We start from the raw sequence: 22,978 nt of genomic DNA, 5'->3' as shown, positions 1-22,978 counted from the left end.
GAATCACATGACAGAAGAATATAGTTTTTTTAATAGTGTAAATGGGGACAGGCAGTATAGCGCTGATGAATTCGCGAAATATTTCCGGCAGTTCCTTACCTCAGGTCTTTACCATAAAAACAACGTACCTTCTTTAAAAGTCACAGCAACTAACGGACTGGGGACTAAAGTAGAGGCAGGAAGCGCGTTTTTGGAAGGGTATATGTACCGAAACACTACAGACAAGGCATTGACTCATGATGCTGCTGATGCAACGAATCCTCGAATTGACCGTGTTGTCGTTCGACTTGATCGCAGTCTGGCCAAAAGGAGCATTCAGGCAGTCGTGAAAAAGGGAACACCGGCGACTAATCCTCTTCCTCCAGCACTGCAACGGGATGATATCATCTTTGAAATAAGTCTTGCGCAAGTCAGGGTTAATGCAGGATCTTCTACAATTAACAGTGTGACAGATGAGAGGCTAGATGTGAGCGTGGCCGGACTGGTGTCCTCACTTATTACTGTACCCACAGACCAGTTCCAGGCGGAATGGAACAAATGGTTCACAGGAATCCAATCAGGTGCTCCTGCCATGGGCGGGATGAAGATCAGTGTTGGTACGGCTGCTCATGCTTCCCCAACTATAAACGATATTTGGATTGATACAAGATGAGCAGCCTGAAAATCATTACACCAGCATTTGAATTCCTGGGGGAGATTGACGACTATGAGAGTCTGATATTTACCCGTAAATGGAGCAAGCCTCATGACCTTCAAATTGTTATCGACTCCAGGAAGCAGCACACGGAACATTTGGTGAAAGGAAACATCATATTCCTTACCCCTGAAAAAGCAGCCTATATCCTTCATGTTGAGAAGGACGCAGCTGGTGCATTGCAAATTAGAGGACTTTCCCTAAAAGGGTGGTTATCGAAAAGGATCACCGTTCCTCCTGCAGGGATTGCATACGACCGTTTAAACGCTGATGCAGAAACCATCATGAAGACCTACGTCGATAGAAACGCAGTGAATCCTGTGGATCCTAACAGAATCATTCCAGATCTCGAGATTGCACCCAATCAAAACAGGGGTGCTTCTTTTGTTTTTCAGACACGTTTTAAAAACCTTGATGAGGAGCTCGAAAAAATCTCTCTCTCATCCGGATTAGGATGGGATATTCGGATTGATTTGGACAGAAGGAAGTATGTCTTTGATGTTCATGAGGGCAGGGATTTAAGTGCCGAGCAATCACTCAATCCACCCGTATTCTTTTCTATTGATTTTGATAACGTGGAATCACAAACGTTCGTGGATAGCGAGCTTGGTCACAAGAATGCTGCTTTCGTGGGTGGCCAAGGTGAAGGTGTAGAGAGGGAAATCGTTCAGATAGGGAATGACCTTTCTGGTCTGGAACGGAATGAGGTCTTTATTGATGCGCGGGATATTGAAGATGGCAGTGACCTTCCATCACGTGGAGAACAGAAACTGGCTGAATTCAAACCAGTGCAATCCTTTGAAACTAAGGTGTTGCCGTATTCTACCTTTATTTATGAACAGGACTGGGATTTAGGTGATATAGTCACCACTCAGAATAAAGAGTGGGGAATGACAGCTCACTTACGGGTTACGGAAGTCACTGAAACTTATGAACCAGGCGGATTCCGTCTCGATGTGGTATTTGGCAAGTCCCTTCCGACTCTTGTTGAAAAAATCAAACAAGAGATAGATCAGCCAGTGGCCGAGAACATATCAGGTGATCCTGGTACGCCGGGTTCAGATGGAACTGATGGAATCGGATTGAATTACGCTTGGCAAGGAACATCACTCGGTGTAAAACGAGAGGATGAAACGAATTTTGTGTATACCGACCTTAAGGGTCCAGCCGGCCCACAGGGACCCCAAGGCATTCAGGGGCCAAAGGGTGAAAAGGGCGATAAAGGGGACACAGGTCCTATAGGTCCTCAGGGGATTCAAGGCCCTAAAGGCGATACCGGATTGACTGGGCCAACGGGTCCACAAGGCCCTCAGGGGATACAAGGACTGCAAGGCCCAAAAGGGGATAAAGGCGATCAAGGGATACAGGGAATCGCTGGACCAGAAGGAGTTACGGGTCCACAAGGTCCCAAAGGAGACAGTTTTGTTTGGCGAGGAAGTTATAGCAGCACAACCACATATGCAATTCGGGATGTAGTTGCTTATGGCGGTTCATCCTATGTGCTAAAAGCGAATGCACCTGAGGGCACTATTCCAACAAATACAACCTATTGGGATTTAATTGCACAAAAAGGCTCCACAGGGGCGACTGGTCCTACAGGGCCACAAGGTCCACAAGGGATTCAAGGTGAAGCAGGCTTGCAAGGACCAAAAGGAGATACAGGACCAACAGGGCCTGTCGGACCATCTGGTCCACAAGGATTGCAAGGTCCAAAGGGTGATACAGGTCCTCAGGGTCCCATCGGTTTGACAGGTCCACAAGGGCCGAAAGGAGATACTGGTCCGACTGGTGCGACAGGACCTAAGGGAGATAAAGGGGACAAGCCTCTTCACCAATGGAGTGGAACGTCCCTCAGATTTGAGAATCCGGATGGTACATTTGGAACCTACGTCAATCTGAAAGGTGACAAAGGGGATAAGGGGGACGCTGGGGAAATGGGCCCGCCTGGGTCTTCTCAGTCCTATGTCCTTTTCGAGAAAGAATTTATCTCCAATGAAGGACAGACGTCTTTTTCATGGACAGATACCAAAACGTTCCCTGTGGGCATTCGAGCAGTTGATCTATTCATCAATGGAGACAGGCAGCCACAGGCTTCATTTACCGAGCATTTAAACGGGAAGGGAATTACCTTAGCTGCCGGTCTGCCAGCTGGACAATATGTATTGATTGCAGCTCAGATGGCTGTGGTGGATCTGCAGGGACCTCAGGGCGAAAGCATAGAGTATCAATGGAACGGGACACAGTTGGGAATCAAACTCGAGACGGAGCAGGCCTTTTCCTATGTAGAACTAAAAGGTGCTAAGGGTGACACTGGAGCCACAGGTCCTCAGGGTCCAAAAGGTGATACTGGTGCTACCGGTCCTCAGGGTATCCAGGGACCGATTGGACCACAAGGGCCTGCAGGAGCGGACGGGAAGAGCTGGTATACAGGAACAGCAGCTCCAACTTCCTCTACAGGTGTGATTGGCGATTTCTTCCTCAATAGAACGACTTGGGATGTATATGAGAAGACTGCATCCACTACATGGACCTTGCGAGGGAACATCAAGGGAGCTACAGGCGCCACTGGTGCAACGGGACCACAGGGACCTATCGGACCACAGGGACCAGCCGGACCACAGGGCGTGGGCCTTGACTACAATTGGTCTGGGACTTCACTAGGGGTCAAGAAGACCAGCGAGACCAGTTACCAATATGTAGACCTGCAGGGACCTCAGGGTGCAGCAGTGGCTGATTCAGTGGAATGGCCCGATGTTTTGAACAAACCTGCTATATTTCCTCCATCTGAAGCGGTAATTGGTTCAGGATCAGGTCTGTTTATTTCAAATCCAAAAGGTGGAATGAGAGCTTCAACTGCTGCTACAGAGACCGGTGCAATTAAAATAACCCTTCCGCAATCATGGACTAACACTATGATGAGATTCACAATAGAGGTTTTTGAATACTTCACAGAAGAATCTTTTACAGTAGCAGTTGCGGGCTATAACTATGGAGCTTCCTCGCAATGGGTTAATCCATCGGCACATATTATTGGCTCTAATCCAAATAGGGATTTCACTGTAAGATTCGGTCATGATGGGACAAATTGTTGTATCTATATTGGTGAGATTAACTCCACATGGTCTTATCCACAAATCTTGGTTAAAGATTTCTTTGCAGGTTATGGAAATTATCAAACTGCTCAATGGGAAAACGGATGGACTGTAGGTTTTGCTACTGTATTAGGTACCATTACGCAAACTTTATCTGGTAATCTACCTGCTGGAATAGGTCATCATATCGGTACAGCTGCACCTGCAAATAGAAACCTAATGTGGATTGATACAAACTAAAGAGAAGGTGACAAAATGGCTAAACAAAAGTATTGGGATGGGGATTCCTGGGAAGTCGTAGGAACGGACGCGGTTAAAGTTGATATTGCAGACGCGGGGAATCGTTTTGTAGCAACCAACGTTGAAAGTGCCCTCCAGGAGATAAGGGAACCTTTAAGGCTATATAAGAGTGGAAAGGATTCCAATGGGATCTTCACTGTTCTGGAGGCTAAAAGGAAATCAGATGGTACTCTGGCTGTGAAATCCACATTGAGTGGAGGTACGAGCCCTAAATACACCACTCGTACGATAGTTTATTACGCTGCCGATGGCATAACAACCATGAAAACAGATTCGTTCACCCTTAGCTACGATGCGGACGGCGACTTGATAAGTGAGGTGTAAATAATGATTGATATCAGGGAACATGGAGGACCTTTTGGAGGCGGAACTAAGCCGAAAAGAATGAAATATACAGGAGCGGTTCCACTTACCCATTTTGATACTGGAAACATGCGATTTGTACCTGCGAAGGACTATGCTTATACAGCCAATAATGGTTCTAATGCTTTCAGCGTGGTCAATTTAGCAACCAATACATTGTATGGCAATTTCACACCTGCCAAGCCACCGGTATTTATGAAGGCATCGGGGCACGACGATAACCTATTGGGCTTTAACAGTGGTCTCGTTATGTACAATAAAAATATGGGGATCATTTGGGATAAGGGAACGGCTGATTATTCAAATTACGTCAATTGGCCGTCTGTTTGCATCGGAAAAAACCATATTTATTACCTAAGTACCTACGACTACAAAATCTATAAAGTTAGTAAAACTACAGGAGCGAGGGTAGCAGTTACAACTGCCACGTTCAGTAACATATACAATGCCTCCTTAAATGTAAATGAGGATGAAACCGAGTTATATTACACGACGACCTCTAACGGACAATTATCAATTAATGTCATTAATGCAAGCACTATGGCACTAACAAAAACAGCCCTAGGGAGTGCAAGCGGAGACCAAACTCTTGGGACATTCAAAAAGGGCAATATTTGTTTTGTAGCCTATCAATCTAGCGGTGTCAGATTAATCACTGTTGATATTGGACCCACCACACCTGTGGTTCAATCCGATAGAAAAATAGGTGATTACAACCTTTACATCGATGATAATTCGCAAGCGACACAGGTTTATAAAGATGGCATGGTAATTAATATGGGGCCGTCAGGTAATTTCACTTATTTTATGGAACCAACGGATTCTGGCCATATCATGCACTCACCTGAGTACATTTTAGGAGGGCAAATGAAGATGACGGATAAGAGATGGATCCAGCAGGGTAATGACGGAAAACTATATCATGGGACATTTAGCTAAAAGGGAGGAATATTGATATGCCAATTTTATTTACTACTAAGATAGCTGAAGATAAGGAATTAGTATCTTCCACATATTATTCGCCAGAGGAATTAAGTGATGAGGAGAAGTCGCAAGGTATCTTAGTAAATGAAGTACCTCCAGCCGAGAACCGGATTGGGAAACAATCAGATTTATACTATAGACCATCTACAGGCGAACTGTTTTACGAATACACTGACCGACCTTTAGCTCCTCAGGAAAAGCTAATTAAACTGGAAGAAAAGCAGGATCTGATGCAGCAGGCCATTGATGATCTAATCTTTGGAGGTGCGTTCTAATGGCAGCATACATGGGGCAACGAATCATTGACGGAGTCTATACCTATGATTATGTAATATCAAAGCGTCCGGACCTTAAAGAAGGTATCGACGCTTATTTAATTTCCAAGGAACAACAGGATTTAATTACACAGTGATTTGCACGCGAGAGCTGACATTCGGCTCTCTTTCTTAGGGGTGAATAGAGAGAGGGGGGAATAAATTGGAGGAGATGTCGTTGCCGGAAAGATTAGAAAATCACGAAACCAGAATAACTCAGCTGGAGCTTAATTATGGCAAGGTTATTGAGGACTTAGGAAAGGTAAGGGAAGAGAATGCCCAGATCAAGCAGGGACAAGCCCAAATGGAGAACACTGTTTTAAAGGAGTTCAGCTCGCAGAAGGAGCTAACCACAAGGCTTCTGGAGCATACCCTTGAGATAAAGAGAATCAAGACTGTGGAAGAAGGCGAAATGAACAAAATTAGAGCTACCCAAGAAGGGGAAATCACAAAAACAAAGATTACCACACGCAAGGACCTCATGCTTGGAATGCTCGGAGGTACTGGGATTGTTGGTGTTCTAACTTTGATCATTTCTCTTTGGGACAAAATCTTATTATGGTTTGGAGGATAAGGACATGAAAAAAGATATCGCGACACTACTGGGGGGCTTCCTGACAGCTCTCCTTTTATTTTTGGGAACGATCGGAATTTCATTTGAATGGTTCACTCAGGAAAGTATTAATGCATTTGTAATACTTGTTGGAGCGGGAGCTGCTTTCGCTATTAATACGTATGCCGTGTGGAAGAACACCTATACATCGAGGAACGCGCAGCTGCAGAAGAAAGCATTGCAAGCCCAGGGACTAATGAAAAAGTAAGTCACTCATTCGAGTGGCTTTTTGTTTTGTTTGAAAGGGGTGTTTGTCATGTAGGCGCCAGCGTTGTTCGTCAGCTTTCTTATTTGGAGAAAAAAATTAGGAGTGATTTTAATGGTAAAAGTATTTATTGATCCAGGTCATGGTGGAACAGATCCAGGTGCAGTAGGGAACGGGTTAAGAGAAAAAGATTTAACCCTGCAAATTGGAACGAGAGTTAAAAACATTCTTACTCAGGAATATAACAATGTTTCTGTTCTTATGAGCCGGACCGGGGACCAAACAGTATCACTGACTGAAAGAACAAACGCTGCTAATGCATGGGGTGCTGACTTCCTACTTTCCGTTCATATCAATGCCGGCGGAGGAACAGGTTACGAAGATTATATTTATCCAGGAGCAGGAGCACCGACAACTACTTATCAAAGTAACATTCATGCTGCAGTTATGGCACTTGTTGATTTTTATGATCGCGGCAAGAAAACAGCTAACTTCCACATGTTACGAGAATCCAACATGCCAGCATTATTAACGGAGAATGGCTTCATTGACAATGCCAATGATGCGGCAAAGCTGAAATCCAGTTCGTTTATCGAGAACCTAGCCCGGGGACATGTCGACGGGATTGTAAAAAGCTTTAATTTAACCAAGAAAGAAATAGCGGTCTATCACACTGTTGCTGCTGGGGATACCGTTTATTCTTTAAGCAAGACGTACGGCAGCACTACTGAACAAATCAAGTTATGGAATAACCTTGATGATAATTACACTATTTTTGTTGGACAAGTGCTTCGTGTGAAGTAATCAGTATAACTACAGAGTACTTTGAAATAATAAAAGCCCTTCTCTGTTGAGAGGGGCTTAATTATATGCTGTAATCAACTAACGCACCTAATTGTCAGTGCCCTTTCCTTAGTGCTTTAATTATGTACATCAATTCATAAAATTCTTTTCCGCTATCAATTGCTTTATTTAAAATTTTTATCCAATCTCGATTATAAGCTAAAAGAGCAACTGAAGAACTACTATGAATACAGTCAATACTTAGTCTTAATTGTGTTGGATCTTCACCTAACCATATTATGGTGTCACGTATTAATGAAGCAATTTGTTTCCATGCTTGTACAGCTAATTCCAAGATTCCTTCTTCAAAAGGTTCTAATCCCCAATGTCGTTCAATACACGGTAATTGATCTTCATCTTCACCCAATATCCCAAATAAATCTAAGTCTTCATCGGAATTAGCGTTTATTAACAAAAATCTCACCATGAGAAAATCGCTATCTTGTAATGGATCAAGTGGCATGCCCATCCCCAATTTTAAACCTCTTCCCTCAGTAATACCGAGATATGCACTGCTTTTTGGTTTTAACATTGATTTATGCACCACTATATCGCGTTTCTTAAATAAGTCTGCAATCAAGGGATAATCATTTGTAATTTTACGTCGTTCCCTGTACCAGTGTGTAAAGCCTGATTTATTTTGTAATTCCATTTGAAGTATCTGGGGTACTTCTTTTATGACTCTTAAAAAAGAATTTAAAGAATATCTAAACGAGTCAGATTCATGATAATTTATTTCCATTTGATGAATATTCCAATGAGCTTCTTCTAGTCTATCATAGGCACTAAAAATAACTTCCCTTATACTCTCCGACATGACAGTTCATCCTTGTTTATAATTTTTGGTTTACTATATTTTACTATTGGAAATCCATAAAATCATATAAAAAATGGTTAGTTTTTCACATATCTTCTTTCTAGTCAGAGATAATTAAGCCATCATTTGAGAGGGGTTTTTGTATGTGTTAAATCATAAAAATCCATTAACCTTTTTATCGTCTTTCCACTGACACTTTTATTGTTCTCTATTTTACAAAGTGTTTTTATATTCATTTTTAGTGCTTCACAAACTTGTTCCTGTGTTAGGTTTCTTTTGAATCTTTCCATCCGGAGGATAGCTCCTAAACTTTGAGGGTGTATCATAAAACCTCCTTTATTCTTTCTTATTTCTATATCGGCAATGTTAAAGTGATATTTCATTCTCCCTGGAATGTTTATGTAATTCCTTAACCTTTTCAGTTATATCTTCTTTTTCATTCACAACCACTTCAAACAATTCCTCAAAGTGAACTTCCCGTTTTATCTGCTGAATCCAATCAAATGCTACTTGTTCAGGCAAACGCCTTCTTAAAGGGAAGTCACCACTTTTAGATGCTACTCCTTCAGGAAAGCGAAATTTGACAGTAATCACCACTTTCATCTTAATTCCCTCCTTAGAAAACAATTATACGAAAATATGTTCGTTTTTTCTATTGTTCTTCGAATATATGTTCGTATATAATTAAGGGAAAGGGGGCTAATTTGATGATCGGTTTACTGAAAAGAGCGCAGCAATCAGGCGAGGTACTTGAGTTAATGTACATATCTGATAAAAACGAGATTACCTATAGAAATATTAAAGTTATCAACCTGTCTGAAGATTCGTTACAAGGATATTGTTTCCTACGTAGGCAGCAGCGCTCTTTTAACTTTAAAAATATATTATCAATTGGCCCAGTAAGAACGAGACGAAAAGGAGCCTAACGATGTACTTTTATGAAGAGGATAGAGAGACGCGATCGCAGAGAGTGAAAAGAACCGAGGAAGAAATTTTCAAATTCATTACAGAATTTTATTCTAAACATAAATATTCACCAACTGTACGGGAGATTGCCAAGAAAGCCAGTGTTACTTCTACAAGTACAGTACTGAGATATTTGAATAAATTGCAGGAAAAAGGGTTAATCGAGTGGAAAACAAAAGCACCAAGAACCATAAGGATAATCGAGTAAAGCTCTACCGTCGGGTAGAGCTTTTTATATTCCCAAGCGCTTGGGAAATTACATATCCCAGAAGTCATCTGTTTTGACATTTGGATCTACTTCCCGGATTGCCTTCAATATTTTCTTCATTGTCCTTTGTGTCGGCATGCGTTCAATATCGCTGGACAATTCCCCTATTGTATTTTTGTTTAATCCTGTCTTTTCCTTTAACCACGCTTGTGAAATCCCTCTATTATCTAGCCATTTTCCTAACTTCGTTCTTTTTTTGCCTAATCCGAACATTTTAACAACCTCCTTGCCTCTTTCATGTCCAATTATCCTGAAAAACATACCCATACTTCCTGAAAAATACGGAATAGTGGACAACCAGTCTTCAATATCCTTTATCAAGGACGTCAGCAGACGTCAAAAAAGGAGGAACTGTATGTGGGTATTTGATCAGGAAGAACAAGGCAGAAAGGTTCGAATAACTAATGAGGGAGGGACGTCACTTGTATAGACCTACCGTGCGTTATGCAGATTGTTATCAACAATATGTGGATAAGATGTTCCAATCCACACACCTGGATCGTAATCAAATCATTAGGGCAGCGTTATTCACAGCTGCTTACTCGTCTGAATTTTTAAAGCTGATGCGCTTGAATCAAAAAGGTGACGTCTCTCTTCCCTCCCCTTTATGGCAGCTGGATCAGATGGAATTATGGAGGGAGCAGGCACCCAAAACAACAGGAGAGGGGAAGGACTTCAATGTTTACGATGACCGAAAAGGAGAAACTGCGATTAATAGCCGAGCTGCTGAATCAGGATCAAGAGTTACCAAAATCGGTAGACGTCAGTCAGAGGTCAAGGGATCAGAAGGGAAGATTCAGGAAAGAATCCAGACGTCAGGAGGGATCCAAATACGAATCGGTTAGAAGGATAAAATTAAAAAAAGTAAAAGGTACTTACGGGTCTTATATTGTCAAAACCCGGTGGCTTTCTAATGAGGATTTAGCTTACATGTATGGTGCAATCGGGGTCATAGTATTGGCCATTATTTTTTGATTTTTACACCAGCTTTTTAATATTACCGGGTCTCCTGAAACAATCCCCAGATAGCGTTCCACTTCTTTTCCCTGAAGGGTAGGTGTTGTCGTTACAATCATCTTTTATTCCTCCTCTAAAATTGGCTTTGCCTCCTAAATAGGGTGCCAGCCTTTCTGTACTTGTTAATACGTAACCTTTTTGTAAAAAGTTTCATCATAATTCCAAAAAAGAAATAGAACCCGGTAAAAATGAACCAGGTTCCAACCAAGTTAAATTTCATCTTCCTCAACGCGGTTTTTAAAAGCCTCCTGGACAACCAGGAATTCTTCATCTTCCTGTGCTTCCGTCTCTGGGCGCTTCGCTTTTAACGCGCCAGCAGGCAGGTCGCCAGGATGTCCCTTTTTCTTATGGTTGAATTCTTTGCCTCTTGCCATTCATGTACCCTCCTTTCTTCTCTGAAGTAGTTTTTCCTGCAGCAGCCTGAAATATAAAAAATCAGTTCATAGGCTCCTGCATATGATTGTAAAGAAGCAAAATTTATGAAAGGAGGGCGCCCGCAATGGACGAAAAATTGTATGCAAAGGATTTGGCCGAATGCCCGACTGTCTTCTGTGCAACCCGCGATGACCAGGCACCGTTATTCACCGCAGATGCAGTTATTAATGGCGATATTAAAAAAATCAACCTGGAAGATTACCGGGGCAGATGGGTGATTTTATTTTTCTATCCAAGTGATTTCACCTTCGTTTGACCGACAGAACTGGCGGCGGTCGCCGCTATTTACCCTTATGTAAAAGCAATTAATGCTGAAGTGTTGTCAATCAGCACCGATAGTGCGTTTTCGCACAAGGTTTTTAAAGAAACCTCGCCTTCCCTTAAAAATGTCACGTATCCAATGGTAAGCGACAGGACACATGCCATCAGCCGTGCCTACAGGGTACTTGATGAAACAACAGGAGCCGCCTTCAGGGCTTCCGTGTTTGTAGACCCAGAGGGAATCATCAGGGCCAAACTGGTCTATCCGGGGAATGTCGGCCGAAATCTCCCAGAACATCTGAGGATTCTGCAGGCCTTCGAATATGCAAAGCAGACCGGAAAAGGCGTGCCGGCGAACTGGGTGCCCGGGCAGCAGGGAATCAGCACGGATCCATCAAATATCGGAGAAATTTAAAAAACAAAAAGGGACCTGCTCTAAAATAGGTCCCTTCTGTGGTTTTAATATTGTGTTGTTCGAGGTTTTAGATTTTTCGTGTTACTACTGTGCTTCGCCTTCTGTGCTATCGAAGGATTCTCCTCCTGCAAATAGCCAGCATAGGCATGATTCCATTTCTTTATAGCAAGATAAGATAACACAACGGCAATTGCGACGATCCCAATGATTAGCGGCCAGAATGTTCCGGAAACGTACGCGCCTGCATATGCCAGGCCAATTGGCGAGAATACGACATAGAGGATGGCCACAAGTGCCAGCAAGACGATGGATAGTGGCAATGTGTATTTCCATGGAACCATATTAACGACAGCTTCAGAGCGGAATGAATATGGTGTTGCCCTAGGCTTCCAGAAACCGATGGCCAGCATGATCACAACCTCAGCCACGAACAGGATCGCATAGATGTGGATGAAGTGGATAGGCACGGCAACATCGAATAGATGCTGTGTCCCCCATACAAGCATGTAATACGTAATCACATGGAATATGATGACAACTTTTGCTGCAAGTGCCGGAACGCGCTTGGAAAAAATGCCGACAAGCAGAATCGTGATGATTGGGATGTTGAAGAAGCCCGTGAATCTTCTGATTAAATCCCACAGCCCCTCAGGAGCGTTCATCAGCAATGGCGCGATGCATAAAGATACGACAGCCAGCAGGATACCTGAAATTTTACTTACCGAAATCAGCTTTTTATCATCTGCATCAGGGTTGAATCGAGATTTATATATATCAAGCGCAAACATTGTCGCCGCACTGTTCAATAACGAGTTGAACGAGCTTAGCACTGCTCCAAGCAGGACGGCAAGGAAAAAGCCGGACATCCATTTTGGCAGCACATCGGAAATTAGTGCAGGGTAAGCCAGGTCGACAGATTTTAAATCGCCGCCGTACATATGGAATGCAATGACACCTGGAATCATCATGGCGAGCGGAACCATCAATTTATAAAATCCAGAAATCATAACCCCTTTTTGGCCCTCAGCAAGATTCTTCGCACCTAATGTACGCTGGATGACATACTGGTTGGAAGCCCAGTAGAACAGGTTGGCGAAGATCATCCCTGTAAAAATCGTTCCAAATGGGACAGAGTCTTTCTCGGTTCCGATTGCGTTCAGTTTTTCAGGATGGACAGTCGCAATCTGCTTCATGCCGCTGAACATATTGCCGTCGCCCAAAGCGATCAACCCAAGAATCGGAACAAGCAAACCGATAATGATCAGCCCGATTCCGTTCAGTGTATCCGAAATGGCAACAGCTTTCAGCCCGCCAAAAATCGCATAAATGGCGCCAATGATTCCAATGATCCAGATGATGATCCAGACGGAGGCTTCATAGGAAATACCGAAAAGCTCTGGAAAGTTGAACAGCTGCAACACTGCAAGTGCACCAGAGTAAAGCATGGATGGCGCAGTTACGAAAATATAGCCGAGCATAAATAAAAGGACCGTATACTGTCGGACACCCTCATCAAATCGCTTGCTTAAAAATTCCGGAAGGGTGGTGAAGTTCCCTCTGAGATATTTAGGCAGCAAATAAATGGCCATGATGATGATTGAAAAGGCCGCTGTGACCTCCCAGGCCATATTTGACAGATTCGTCCTGTACGCTTGTCCATTCAAACCGACCAGCTGCTCGGCAGAAAGGTTAGTAAGCAGGAGAGAACCAGCAATAAAACCGCCGGACAGCCCTCGGCCTGCAAGGAAATAGCCCGCAGAATCACTGACCTCGCCCTTTGTTTTCACATAAGAATACCAGGCGACCAGCCCCATGAAGAACGTGGCCGACAACAGTGTAAAACCGATACCCCCAAAATTCATTCTGATGACACCCCTTGTTGTGTTTATTTTATTTAGTTGTTAATTATCCTGCTAACTAACTCGCTAAACCTTTAATGCTTTAAATTGTTAATTGGGAAATAAAGTTTATTATTCAAACTCGAGGGAGGACAGGTCAAATGGGAGGAGGATTATAAGAAAAAGCCGGGCTTTTTTCCAGTTATTAAAATTAGGAAAAAATGGATAAAAATAATATAATGATAGTATAAAAGGTGTAATGCCGGACTGGAGTGTGGTGTAGATGGATTTCGGTTTTATTGTATCTGAGGACAGGATAAAACGCGCCTATAAAGATGGAGAATTTGATAATCTGCCTGGCTATGGCAAGCCGCTGAATTTGGAGGATTTATCCGCAGTGCCGCAGGAGTTAAGGATGGCCTACCAGCTGATGAAAAACAGCGGATTCTCTCCTGAGGTAAATAAATTAAGACAAGAAGTCATGACCATCGAGGACCTGATCCGCACCTGTGAAAACCCAGAGGAACAAGAAAAGCTCACCCAGCAATTGGGCCAAAAGCTGCTGAAATACAATAAAATCATGTCCAGCCGGGGCAGCAGCACCAACTCAGCTGTATTCAAAAACTACGAACGCAAAATCCAGAATAAACTCCTTTAACACAGTAACGCGCCGGGGGTCAGACCCCCGGCGCGTTAACGTTTTAAAGCACTGGGGGTCTGACCCCCAGTGCGGTGGTGCGGTGAAGTGGTTAGGCACCGAGTGTTTTGATTTTTTCTGCGGCTGCTGCTGTTTGGCTTACATATGCTGCGATGGTCTGGTTGTCGTCGTTCAAGGTTTCGATGGTCGCGTTCATTTCTTCGAGGCCTGCGGTTGCCTGCTCGATGATGGCCGCCAGCTCACGCGTTGAAGCTTCGACATCGACTGTCTGCTGTTTGACATCACTAACTGTCAGTTCAAACTGGTCGAATTGAGTTGTAAGTCCGCGCAGAGTGCAGCTTACCTCTGCAAAGAAACCGGAAACTTCTTCAACAGCTGTTCTGCTTTCTTCCAGCTTTTCGCTGCTGTCATTCATTTTCTCCAAAGCGGCAGAGTTCGTTTCGTTTACAGCTGCCAGGTTGTCCGTGATCTGCATCGCTGTTTCCTTCGTGATTTCTGCCAGTTTGCGGATTTCATTTGCGACAACAGAAAAGCCTTTGCCTGCCTCGCCTGCACGGGCCGCCTCAATCGAAGCGTTCAACGCAAGCAGATTTGTCTGTTCAGTGATGTTGCGGATATTAACGATAAAGCCGTTTGTCTCCTCAATTTTCTTCGTCAGCATGGAAAAAGTCTGGCTAAGTCCGGAAATCGATCCGGCAAGCTCCTTCATATCTCCCTGCAGCTCCACGATTTTTTCAGAGCCATTTTCTGAAGCTTTGGCAGCACTCATGGTGTTATCTGAAAGTAAAACAGACATGTCGGACATCTCATCCATCCGCTGTCTCGTAGTCTCTGCGTTCTCGGAAATCTGGTTGATCTGCTCGGTCTGTACCTGGCTGCCGGCAGAGATTTCGTTAACGGCAATCTTCATCTCTGTCTGCGAGGACAAATGAGTCTGGATTTGTTCGTTAATCTTACCAAGGCTGTCAGTCATCACAAGAAGTTCACTGTGTAAAAGGGCGCTGTGCTGTTCTTTGCGTGCCTTCTCATTCTCGGAATCAGCCAGGAATGTCTCAAGCGATTTATAGGTATTGGAGTTCAGTCTGATCAATACGAACAGCACGATACCAAGCAAAGTATAGCAAAGCAGGATTGCAGCAAAATTCTCATTTAAGAAATCGACATTCTCGCTTGCCTGTAACGTGTTCAGCACGACTCCTGTGAGGCCAAGTGCAAAACCTATCACAAATATTTTCGTATCAAAATGGATGGCTGCGAAAACGGCCAGGAAGATCAGGACAAGCAAGAATGCACCATTGCCGCCAAACAATCCGATATAGGTAAAATGATGAAGATAAATGGCTGCCAATGCAGCATATGGGAATAATGACGCTTTTTTAAGCCATACCTGGAAAATGACATAAAACAGGATAAAAAATAACAGCTCACTTGCATAAATCGCTGTTTTGTAAACGGGTTCTCCTTCAATCAAGGTGTATGCGGTTGTCGCAATAAGGGATACCGAGTAAGTGCTGAGCATCAATGTATTCTTTTTCCTCGTATCCTGTCTGCGGAGATGATCAATAGCCTCCACGTTAAATCCTCCTCTGATGATAAGTGTCTTTACACTCGTTATATCGGTATAAAATTTCTGAATCTTAATCGCTTGAATTAAAATATTTTTTTCTCCCTGATTTTGATAAAAACGTCCACAGCCTCTTAATAATTTTCAAATTGTGTCGAAATAAAAAGAGATATCATTACAGCGAAATTTTAAACACATAAATAGAGGCAAAACAGACAGGGGAGTCGTACATGGATAAGTCGTCGATCATAGGTATCATACTTGGAATCATTGCGGTAGGCGTAGGCATGGTCTTTAAAGGGGTGCCGATTGTGGCCCTGGCAAACCCGGCCGCAATATTAATCATAATCTTAGGAACCGTTGCAGCCGTAACCATTGCCTTTCCTTCAAGTGAACTGAAAAGAGTCCCGAAACTGTTCGGGATTTTATTCAAGGAAAAAGAAACAGCTGACCTTCCGGCATTGATCCGTTTATTTTCTGAATGGGCACAGCTGGCGAGAAAGGAAGGGCTGCTGGCACTTGAAGCGAAAACAAGTGAAGTTGATGATGAATTTTTAAAAAATGGCCTTTCATTAGCAGTTGATGGACAGAGCGCCGATTATATCAGAGATGTCCTGACAGAAGAAGTAGAAGCAATGGAAGAACGCCATTTATCAGGTGCAGCGATCTTCACACAGGCCGGTACATATGCGCCTACACTTGGAGTGCTTGGTGCCGTAATCGGTCTCATTGCCGCGCTTAGCCACATGGAAAACCAGGACGAGCTGGGCAGAGCGATCAGTGCCGCTTTCGTTGCAACATTGCTCGGGATTTTCACAGGGTATGTACTGTGGCATCCATTCGCCAACAAATTGAAGCGGAAATCGAAGCAGGAAGCAAAAGTGAAATATATGATGATCGAGGGGATTTTGTCGATTCTCGAAGGGGAAGCGCCAAGAGTGATCGAACAAAAGCTTGCTTCCTACCTTCCAGCTGGTGAGCGCAAAAAGATCATGGAAGAAAGCAGTGTGACGAAGGATGAGTAAGCGGAAAAAGAAGCAGCATCATGAGGATCATATGGATGAATCCTGGCTGATCCCGTACGCCGATTTGCTTACCCTTCTGCTGGCACTGTTCATCGTCCTGTTCGCGATGAGCTCAGTTGATGCCGTGAAATTCCAGCAGCTCTCCAAGGCGTTCAACGATGTCTTCACCGGCGGAACCGGCGTGCTTGAATTCCAGAGTCCGATGCCTGAAGGCCAGATGGAATCACCGGATGAGCGCAAGGAAGATGTAGAGAAGAATGAACAAGCCAATGCCGAGCAGGACCAGCTCGAGCTGCAAGCCCTGCAGCAGAAGGTCAACTCATATATAAAAGAAAAAAAGCTCACCGACAAGCTGAATACCTCCCTGACCGATGAAGGACTGCTGCTGACCATCCGGGATAATGTCCTGTTTGAATCAGGAAGGGCAGAGGTCAGGACGTCCGATATCAATGTCGCGAAGGAAATAGCTGACCTGCTGATCATGGAGCCGCCGCGCAATATCATCATCAGCGGCCACACAGACAATGTGCCGATTAAAAATGCACGCTATGAATCAAACTGGGAACTGAGCGTCATGCGAGCCGTTGAATTCATGAAAATCATCCTAAAAAATGAAAATCTGGACCCGCGCTGGTTCAGCGCAAAAGGCTTCGGTGAATTCCAGCCCGTCGCTACAAACGATACAGCTGCAGGAAAAGCCCGAAACCGAAGAGTTGAGATATTGATTCTGCCACGTACAAGCAATGATGCGCAGTAAATGGGAGACCGTCACTTTGGTGGCGGTTTTTTTGTATGCCTGTTGGTGCCTAACATGATTCGGACAGAAAAGGCTGCGCCTATTGAAAACCTGTCCGAAAGCAACTTAAATTTAGACAGTATCAACGCCACTCGAACTAAACCTGTCTGAAAGCATCTCTGATTCGGACAAAACCTCGGCAGCCAGATCCAAACCTGTCCGAAAGCAACTATGATTCTCTCAAAAAACTCGACAGCACTAGCCAACACTTTCATAGCACCACCCCACTGCCCAAAAATATTTCCATTCGCACTATTTTCATAATTTTGGATTTTTGCTATGATTTAGGAATCTAACTTTATGGGGTAAAAACGATGAATAAACTCAAAAACTACTATAATCAGTTCCACCCAATCGTCTGGGTGCTGCTCGGCGGGACGATTCTTGCGCGCGGCTCTGCATTCGCGACACTTCCCTTCCTGGCGATTTATTTATCCAGGAACCTTGATCTTCACCCGGTCCTGATTGGAATTACGATTGGGATCAGCCCTTTATCCGGGGTCATTGGCGGATTCATCGGCGGGCATCTGTCGGACCGGTTCGGCCGCAAGCCTGTGATGATTGGCTCATTGTTCGCAATGTCACTTATATATTTTGGATTCACGATCGCAGAGACACCAGCCTGGTTCATTATCCTCAATGCGCTGAATGGTTTGAGCGGTTCCTTTTTTGAACCATCTGGCCAGGCACTGATTGCCGATTTGACAGAAAAAAGCAAACGGATGAGGGCATTCTCCTTAAGATATACCGCGATAAATATCGGGGCATCTGTCGGGCCGCTGCTCGGCGCTTATCTTGCCGTTGTCTCAGCAAAGTCGGCATTCATGCTGACGGGTATCATGTATTTCATCTACGTGCTGATCCTTGCCTTCATGATGAAAAAGCACAACCTCGGGAATCCAGTAAGCGAAGGGGCAGCCAAGGTATCCATAGCGAATTCATTAAAAATAATTGCCAAGGACAAAGCCCTGCTTTATTTGGTTTTAGGAAGCATGATCATTAATTTCGGCTATTCGCAAATGGAATCGAATGTGCCGCAGCATCTGGAGGGGACTTTGACAAACGGGGTATTTGTTTATTCCGTGATGCTGTCCATCAATGCCGTAATGGTCGTCCTTCTGCAAATGCCACTCAGCCATTTTGCCGAGCGATTCAGGACTATGCAGGTGATGATGGCTGGTGCAGTTTTCCTGTCCGCCGGCTTGCTTGCCTTCGGATTCGTCACCGGCTGGTACACCGGAATTTTTGCCATTCTTTTAGTGACAATCGGTGAAATTCTCATTTTCCCTTCCAGCAGCTATCTTGTTGATAAGCTGGCAACCGATGAACTTAGGGGAACCTACTTCGGTGCTGCCCAGTTTCGGAAAATCGGCCATTTTTTCGGTCCGATTGTCGGCGGATTCCTGCTGAAGGAGGCAGGGGGAACGGTGCTTTTCGCTGTCATCGCCGCAGCCGTCCTCGGCAGCATTCTATTCTTCATCAGAGGAAACAGAGTGGTTGTAAAAACAGTTCCCTCAGTTGCAAAAAGTTAAAACAAAAGCGCAGGATCCATAAATCAGGATCCTGCGCTTTTTTTGTATAAAAGCAATTGCGCCTCTGTTTTCGTCCACACGGCGCCATACGGTGTAAAGTTATTCAGTTTTCTGCTCAGCAGCTTCAGGTTTGCACATTTTATCCACAGCGTAGCCAATGATAAGCATCATCGCAATGGGAATGGAGAAATTCAAAATATGAACAATTGTCATGTCCATGTCCTCCTAAATAATAAGTAATCCATAGTATTAACATTATATTCTATTTGTCACAGAATAGACACAATTATTTATGTAAAATTCAGAAAACTTATTCCTTCTCTTCTCTTTTTCCGCCTCAAAAAGTTTCGATAAGAAATCTTCTCGTTAACTTCAACTATTCACCACATTCTTTTCAAGGTTTTATCACATTTATTTGCTAGTTTTATAATGGAATGTTTTTTGAGAGGGAGGCAGGCGATGAAAGTTTACAGGCTGGCAGGCAAAATTGCTTTCTTAATGATCTTGTTCATGAGCTCAGGGCATACCCGCACCTTTGCGGAAGAAATACAGATAGAACAAGGGGACTCGGTCCAGGAAGCAATTGATCGCTCGTATAAGGGGGACACACTCATCATCATGCCCAGTGTATATAAAGAAAATCTCATCATAAACAAGCCCATGTCCATCATTGGTAAGCCAGGGGCTGTCATCGATGGAAGCGGAAAAGGAAATGTCGTCACAATTACGGCAGCAAATGTCCAGCTTGAAGGGCTGACAGTCCAGAACAGCGGCACGCGTCAGGAGGACAGCGGGATCTTTATCAAGAAGGCCGACAATATTCTTTTAAAGAAAAATACGCTCAAAAACGTTCTTTACGGAATTTATGTGGCAAACAGCCAGGAAAATAAATTGATTCAAAATACGATCACTAGCTATGATTCTCATTTTTCCAAGAGGGGCAATGGCATTCATTTGTTTAAAGGCGGCGGCCATCAGATAAGCGGAAATAAAATCGCCAATGTCCAGGATGGAATCTACTTTGATTTCACGGAACATATCCACGCAAAAGAAAATGATATCCAGCAGTCCCGCTATGGATTGCACCTTATGTTCAGCAAGCAGATTTCTGCGGAACAGAATTTGGTAAAAAAAAACATCACTGGCTTTATGGTGATGGACTCAAGCGGAATACAGTTGCTCCGCAATCAAATAAAGGATCACTTTCATTTTAGGGGTTTCGGCATCCTCATTTATGAAACGAAGGGTGTCTTAATAGAAGAAAATGATATGACAAGAAACAGTACAGGGCTGTCAGTTGAAAATGCCGGAAGCTTATTTGTCAGCAGGAATTTAATTGGAGCGAACCAGGTAGGACTGGAGCTCAAGGGCAGTAATCCAAACAACAAATTCACGGAAAATAATTTTATCGGCAATGTGGTCCAGTCAAAAATAGCCCGCGACGATATGAGGCTGGATGATGGCGGAAAGGGCAATTACTGGGACGATTACAGCAGCTTTGACCTTACAGGCGATGGAATCGGTGAAGAATCCTATAAAGCGGGTTCACTGTATGACAATCTGCTTCAGAAACAGCCTTACTGGCAGTTCTTTTTTGAAAGCCCGTCCATCAAACTGTGGACGAAGGCTGAATCATTATTCCCGTCATTCGGTTCAGCGGATGTGTATGATGCAAGGCCGCTGATCGAGCCAGTTGAGACTATAACGATTTATAAAGCCCAGGCAAATGAGTATAAATGTCTGCCCGGCCTGGCAGGAACACTATTCATACTGCTCTCGTTACTAGCGGTCAGGAAAGGCAGGAAACGTTTATGAAAAATAAGTTTGCAATAGCCGGCTTATTACTGGCTGCATTGAGCGGCTGCCAGAATAATGAGATTGAGCCTGAGGAAATCAATCCGGAAATCGATGTGTGCGAGGTATGCAATATGGGAATTGCCCATGAGCATTTCGCGGCAGAAATCGTTACAGATGACGGGGAAATCCATAAGTTCGATGATATCGGCTGTATGGATGAATTTTTACAGACGGAAAAGAGCCTTAAGGAAGCTGGAGCGTCCAAACAGTATGTCAGGGACATGGAGACTGGGGAATGGGTCGAGCTTGAAAAAGCGTTCCATGCCTTCCACCCTGATTATTGGACACCGATGGCCAACGGTGTCGTCAGCTTCAAGACAAAGGAGCGCGCCGTAGAATACGTCAAGGAGCAGGGCAAGGGAGAGGTCCTTGATTTTCAGGCACTGGAGGAGCATGAATGGAGCTGGGAAGAATGATGAATATTGCCAGGCAGCAGATGGCCTTGATTATGAGAAGCCGCTGGCTATCCGGATTTGGCCTGCTGTTTTCCGCCCTTGCCGTCATGGTGGTGTTCCTCGGGAATACCGGGGATACCGGATTCGATGGCTTCAATCGGATGACTGCCAGCCTGCTAAATGTGAATTTATTATTGATTCCCCTGCTTTCGCTGCTGATTGGCAGCCTGTTCCTCTCCGGCGAGAAAGAGGACAGGGGGCTGATGCTGCTCCTGACTTATCCGGTTTCGCCCTGGAGCGTCATCCTTGGGAAATTTGCTGGCCTATTCACGGCAATCTGGTCGGTGCTCACATTCGGATATGGAGCCGCACTGCTGGTGATCTTTTTTACTGGTACAGCTGTTTCGGTAAAATTGCTGCTTATATTCTATTTCTATTCCGTACTGCTGGCAGCGATTTTCCTGTCCCTGTCACTGCTGATCGGTATCCTTTCAAAAACACGTTTCCAGGCACTGGGGGCAAGCCTGATCGTATGGGCGTTCCTTGTCCTGTTTTATGAATTCATCGTCATGGGCGCAAGCATGCTCATGATGAAGCAATGGATCCTGCCAATGCTGTCGGTTTCCATTTTCCTAAATCCTGTAGAGATGATCCGCGTCCAATCGATCCTATCCCTGGACGGAGCGCCGGTTTTCGGCCCGCGGCTTTATGATTTAACAATCTGGGCGAATGGTCTGACCGGGAAAATGCTTTTTCCCGCGGGTGTCCTATTGTGGATAGTCTTACCGGTTATATTCACGATCAACAGGATAAAAAGGGGGACCATAAATGAATAACCAAAACTGGATCACATTGGATGGCCTTGCCAAGCATTATAATGAGTCAAAAAAAATCACGGGCATCGACCTTTCCATAAGCAAAGGGGAAATTTTTGCTCTTTGCGGCGGAAATGGCGCAGGCAAAAGCACCCTCATCAAAATGCTCACGGGAATGTTAAAGCCGACTGCTGGAAAGATTTTGGTCAATGGCGCAGAAGCGGATACGAAAAGCATGGCGTATAAACAGCTGTTTTCCTATATGCCGGACGAAATGCTGTTTCCTCGCCAGCTCACAGGAATCGAAGTATTGACCTTCTTTGCCCGGCTGCGGGATATCAGCAACGAGAAGGTAAGTGAAGCATTGCAGCAGGCAGGCCTTTACGAGGTGCGCAAAATGCAGATAAAGGATTATTCGAAAGGAATGCAGCAAAGGCTGTCACTTGCACAGGCGCTCCTTCCTGATGTGCCGCTGCGGATCCTGGATGAACCAACGAATGGACTAGATCCATACTGGGCGTACCGCTTTAAGGAAATAATCCTCGAGCAGAAAAAACAGGGAAGGACCATCTTATTCACAACCCATATCCTTAGCCTTGTTGAAGAGCTTGCTGACAGGGCAGCCTTCATGCAGGAGGGGAAACTTCAGTACTGCGATACGGTCAGCTCGCTCATTCATCGGAATGGCGAATATACACCGCTTGAGCGGGTCTTTTTCGAATAAGGCACGAAGGTAAAAAAATCCCGCTTCAGCTTTTGCTGCAGCGGGATTCAGACTGTAGACAAACTCGATGGAAATCGAGCTTGTCTACAGTTTTTTTGGTTTGTGCTGGAATGGGGCTGTTGATTTCCGTTCCAGGCGCTTCGCTTTCCGCGGGGCCGGCGCTGAGCCTCCTCGTCGCCGCTGGCGC

The 22,978-nt window shown here is 44.4% G+C and carries 29 protein-coding genes; 21 read left to right on the top strand and 8 right to left on the bottom strand.

The window, feature by feature from the left end; genetic code table 11:
* Nucleotides 1-7: 7 nt before the first annotated feature.
* From AC3EBE_RS02675 to AC3EBE_RS02635, 9 genes are all read left to right on the top strand, one after another.
* Nucleotides 8-652, top strand: coding sequence for a hypothetical protein (locus AC3EBE_RS02675; RefSeq protein WP_488593471.1), 645 nt, complete (start codon nt 8-10; stop codon nt 650-652).
* The gene (locus tag AC3EBE_RS02670; protein ID WP_488593470.1) at nt 649-4,026 is read left to right on the top strand and encodes a Gp37-like protein; all 3,378 of its coding nucleotides are present in this window, start codon (nt 649-651) and stop codon (nt 4,024-4,026) included. Before AC3EBE_RS02675 ends, AC3EBE_RS02670 begins: the two co-directional genes overlap by 4 nt.
* 15 nt (nt 4,027-4,041) lie before the next feature.
* The gene (locus tag AC3EBE_RS02665; RefSeq protein WP_488593469.1) at nt 4,042-4,410 is read left to right on the top strand and encodes a hypothetical protein; all 369 of its coding nucleotides are present in this window, start codon (nt 4,042-4,044) and stop codon (nt 4,408-4,410) included.
* A gap of 3 nt (nt 4,411-4,413) precedes the next feature.
* On the top strand, nt 4,414-5,388 hold the full coding sequence (locus AC3EBE_RS02660; protein ID WP_488593468.1) for a hypothetical protein: 975 nt from the start codon (nt 4,414-4,416) through the stop codon (nt 5,386-5,388).
* A gap of 17 nt (nt 5,389-5,405) precedes the next feature.
* Nucleotides 5,406-5,708: a hypothetical protein gene (locus tag AC3EBE_RS02655; RefSeq protein WP_488593467.1), complete on the top strand. Its 303-nt coding sequence runs from the start codon at nt 5,406-5,408 to the stop codon at nt 5,706-5,708.
* On the top strand, nt 5,708-5,845 hold the full coding sequence (locus AC3EBE_RS02650; protein ID WP_488593466.1) for a hypothetical protein: 138 nt from the start codon (nt 5,708-5,710) through the stop codon (nt 5,843-5,845). The genes AC3EBE_RS02655 and AC3EBE_RS02650 overlap by 1 nt, the downstream gene beginning before the upstream one ends.
* Nucleotides 5,846-5,910: 65 nt before the next feature.
* The gene (locus AC3EBE_RS02645; protein WP_488593465.1) at nt 5,911-6,321 is read left to right on the top strand and encodes a hypothetical protein; all 411 of its coding nucleotides are present in this window, start codon (nt 5,911-5,913) and stop codon (nt 6,319-6,321) included.
* Between the two features lie 4 nt (nt 6,322-6,325).
* Complete coding sequence (locus AC3EBE_RS02640) at nt 6,326-6,568, top strand: phage holin (RefSeq protein ID WP_488593464.1); 243 nt, start codon at nt 6,326-6,328, stop codon at nt 6,566-6,568.
* A 111-nt stretch (nt 6,569-6,679) separates the two neighbouring features.
* Nucleotides 6,680-7,369, top strand: a complete 690-nt coding sequence (locus tag AC3EBE_RS02635; RefSeq protein WP_488593463.1) for an N-acetylmuramoyl-L-alanine amidase family protein — start codon at nt 6,680-6,682, stop codon at nt 7,367-7,369.
* A gap of 94 nt (nt 7,370-7,463) precedes the next feature.
* On the opposite strand, the gene AC3EBE_RS02630 is transcribed toward AC3EBE_RS02635, so the two are convergent.
* From AC3EBE_RS02630 to AC3EBE_RS02620, 3 genes are all read right to left on the bottom strand, one after another.
* Nucleotides 7,464-8,225 (bottom strand): hypothetical protein, encoded by a 762-nt coding sequence (locus AC3EBE_RS02630; protein WP_488593462.1) that lies wholly within the window; start codon nt 8,223-8,225, stop codon nt 7,464-7,466.
* Nucleotides 8,226-8,347: 122 nt separating this feature from the next.
* Nucleotides 8,348-8,551 carry a helix-turn-helix domain-containing protein gene (locus tag AC3EBE_RS02625; protein WP_488593461.1) on the bottom strand — a complete coding sequence of 68 codons (204 nt, stop codon included), beginning with the start codon at nt 8,549-8,551 and terminating at the stop codon, nt 8,348-8,350.
* A 40-nt stretch (nt 8,552-8,591) separates the two neighbouring features.
* A complete protein-coding gene (locus AC3EBE_RS02620; protein WP_488593460.1) occupies nt 8,592-8,828 on the bottom strand; it encodes a hypothetical protein in 237 nt (78 codons plus the stop codon).
* Nucleotides 8,829-8,932: 104 nt separating this feature from the next.
* Between AC3EBE_RS02620 and AC3EBE_RS02615 the strand changes: the two genes are divergently transcribed.
* Both AC3EBE_RS02615 and AC3EBE_RS02610 read left to right on the top strand, forming a co-directional pair.
* Nucleotides 8,933-9,151 (top strand): hypothetical protein, encoded by a 219-nt coding sequence (locus tag AC3EBE_RS02615; RefSeq protein WP_488593459.1) that lies wholly within the window; start codon nt 8,933-8,935, stop codon nt 9,149-9,151.
* A 2-nt stretch (nt 9,152-9,153) separates the two neighbouring features.
* Nucleotides 9,154-9,399 (top strand): LexA family protein, encoded by a 246-nt coding sequence (locus tag AC3EBE_RS02610; RefSeq protein ID WP_488593458.1) that lies wholly within the window; start codon nt 9,154-9,156, stop codon nt 9,397-9,399.
* Between the two features lie 48 nt (nt 9,400-9,447).
* Here the strand turns inward: AC3EBE_RS02610 and AC3EBE_RS02605 are convergent, their stop codons facing one another.
* Nucleotides 9,448-9,672: a helix-turn-helix domain-containing protein gene (locus AC3EBE_RS02605; RefSeq protein ID WP_488593457.1), complete on the bottom strand. Its 225-nt coding sequence runs from the start codon at nt 9,670-9,672 to the stop codon at nt 9,448-9,450.
* 209 nt (nt 9,673-9,881) lie between these two features.
* On the opposite strand from AC3EBE_RS02605, the gene AC3EBE_RS02600 reads away from it, so the two are divergent.
* Entirely contained in the window at nt 9,882-10,304 is a 423-nt protein-coding gene (locus AC3EBE_RS02600) for a hypothetical protein (protein ID WP_488593456.1), read from the top strand.
* A gap of 81 nt (nt 10,305-10,385) precedes the next feature.
* On the opposite strand, the gene AC3EBE_RS02595 is transcribed toward AC3EBE_RS02600, so the two are convergent.
* Together AC3EBE_RS02595 and AC3EBE_RS02590 are read right to left on the bottom strand one after the other, a co-directional pair.
* A complete protein-coding gene (locus AC3EBE_RS02595) occupies nt 10,386-10,535 on the bottom strand; it encodes a heavy metal-binding domain-containing protein (RefSeq protein WP_488593455.1) in 150 nt (49 codons plus the stop codon).
* 150 nt (nt 10,536-10,685) lie between these two features.
* Nucleotides 10,686-10,850 carry a hypothetical protein gene (locus tag AC3EBE_RS02590; RefSeq protein ID WP_488593454.1) on the bottom strand — a complete coding sequence of 55 codons (165 nt, stop codon included), beginning with the start codon at nt 10,848-10,850 and terminating at the stop codon, nt 10,686-10,688.
* A gap of 125 nt (nt 10,851-10,975) precedes the next feature.
* Here AC3EBE_RS02590 and AC3EBE_RS02585 point away from each other — a divergent pair, with 125 nt between their 5' ends.
* Nucleotides 10,976-11,587: a peroxiredoxin gene (locus tag AC3EBE_RS02585; protein ID WP_488593453.1), complete on the top strand. Its 612-nt coding sequence runs from the start codon at nt 10,976-10,978 to the stop codon at nt 11,585-11,587.
* 44 nt (nt 11,588-11,631) lie between these two features.
* On the opposite strand, the gene AC3EBE_RS02580 is transcribed toward AC3EBE_RS02585, so the two are convergent.
* Nucleotides 11,632-13,449, bottom strand: a complete 1,818-nt coding sequence (locus tag AC3EBE_RS02580) for a solute:sodium symporter family transporter (protein ID WP_488593452.1) — start codon at nt 13,447-13,449, stop codon at nt 11,632-11,634.
* Nucleotides 13,450-13,708: 259 nt separating this feature from the next.
* Here AC3EBE_RS02580 and AC3EBE_RS02575 point away from each other — a divergent pair, with 259 nt between their 5' ends.
* Entirely contained in the window at nt 13,709-14,083 is a 375-nt protein-coding gene (locus tag AC3EBE_RS02575; protein WP_488593451.1) for a DnaJ family domain-containing protein, read from the top strand.
* A gap of 91 nt (nt 14,084-14,174) precedes the next feature.
* On the opposite strand, the gene AC3EBE_RS02570 is transcribed toward AC3EBE_RS02575, so the two are convergent.
* Nucleotides 14,175-15,656, bottom strand: coding sequence for a methyl-accepting chemotaxis protein (locus tag AC3EBE_RS02570; protein WP_488593450.1), 1,482 nt, complete (start codon nt 15,654-15,656; stop codon nt 14,175-14,177).
* A 221-nt stretch (nt 15,657-15,877) separates the two neighbouring features.
* On the opposite strand from AC3EBE_RS02570, the gene motA reads away from it, so the two are divergent.
* The 7 genes from motA (at nt 15,878) to AC3EBE_RS02535 (ending at nt 22,791) form a co-directional block, all read left to right on the top strand.
* A complete protein-coding gene (gene motA / locus AC3EBE_RS02565; RefSeq protein ID WP_488593449.1) occupies nt 15,878-16,672 on the top strand; it encodes a flagellar motor stator protein MotA in 795 nt (264 codons plus the stop codon).
* A complete protein-coding gene (gene motB, locus AC3EBE_RS02560; RefSeq protein ID WP_488593448.1) occupies nt 16,665-17,429 on the top strand; it encodes a flagellar motor protein MotB in 765 nt (254 codons plus the stop codon). The genes motA and motB overlap by 8 nt, the downstream gene beginning before the upstream one ends.
* 353 nt (nt 17,430-17,782) lie before the next feature.
* A complete protein-coding gene (locus tag AC3EBE_RS02555; RefSeq protein ID WP_488593447.1) occupies nt 17,783-19,000 on the top strand; it encodes an MDR family MFS transporter in 1,218 nt (405 codons plus the stop codon).
* Nucleotides 19,001-19,459: 459 nt separating this feature from the next.
* Nucleotides 19,460-20,815, top strand: a complete 1,356-nt coding sequence (nosD, locus tag AC3EBE_RS02550; RefSeq protein WP_488593446.1) for a nitrous oxide reductase family maturation protein NosD — start codon at nt 19,460-19,462, stop codon at nt 20,813-20,815.
* On the top strand, nt 20,812-21,273 hold the full coding sequence (locus AC3EBE_RS02545) for a nitrous oxide reductase accessory protein NosL (RefSeq protein ID WP_488593445.1): 462 nt from the start codon (nt 20,812-20,814) through the stop codon (nt 21,271-21,273). Before nosD ends, AC3EBE_RS02545 begins: the two co-directional genes overlap by 4 nt.
* The gene (locus AC3EBE_RS02540) at nt 21,255-22,088 is read left to right on the top strand and encodes an ABC transporter permease (protein ID WP_488593444.1); all 834 of its coding nucleotides are present in this window, start codon (nt 21,255-21,257) and stop codon (nt 22,086-22,088) included. Before AC3EBE_RS02545 ends, AC3EBE_RS02540 begins: the two co-directional genes overlap by 19 nt.
* Nucleotides 22,081-22,791, top strand: coding sequence for an ABC transporter ATP-binding protein (locus AC3EBE_RS02535; protein WP_488593443.1), 711 nt, complete (start codon nt 22,081-22,083; stop codon nt 22,789-22,791). The genes AC3EBE_RS02540 and AC3EBE_RS02535 overlap by 8 nt, the downstream gene beginning before the upstream one ends.
* Nucleotides 22,792-22,978: the final 187 nt, after the last annotated feature.

Source organism: Mesobacillus sp. (assembly GCF_057785455.1).
The sequence above is the reverse complement of the archived record's forward strand: the minus strand, read 5'-3'. Positions and strand labels throughout refer to the sequence as shown.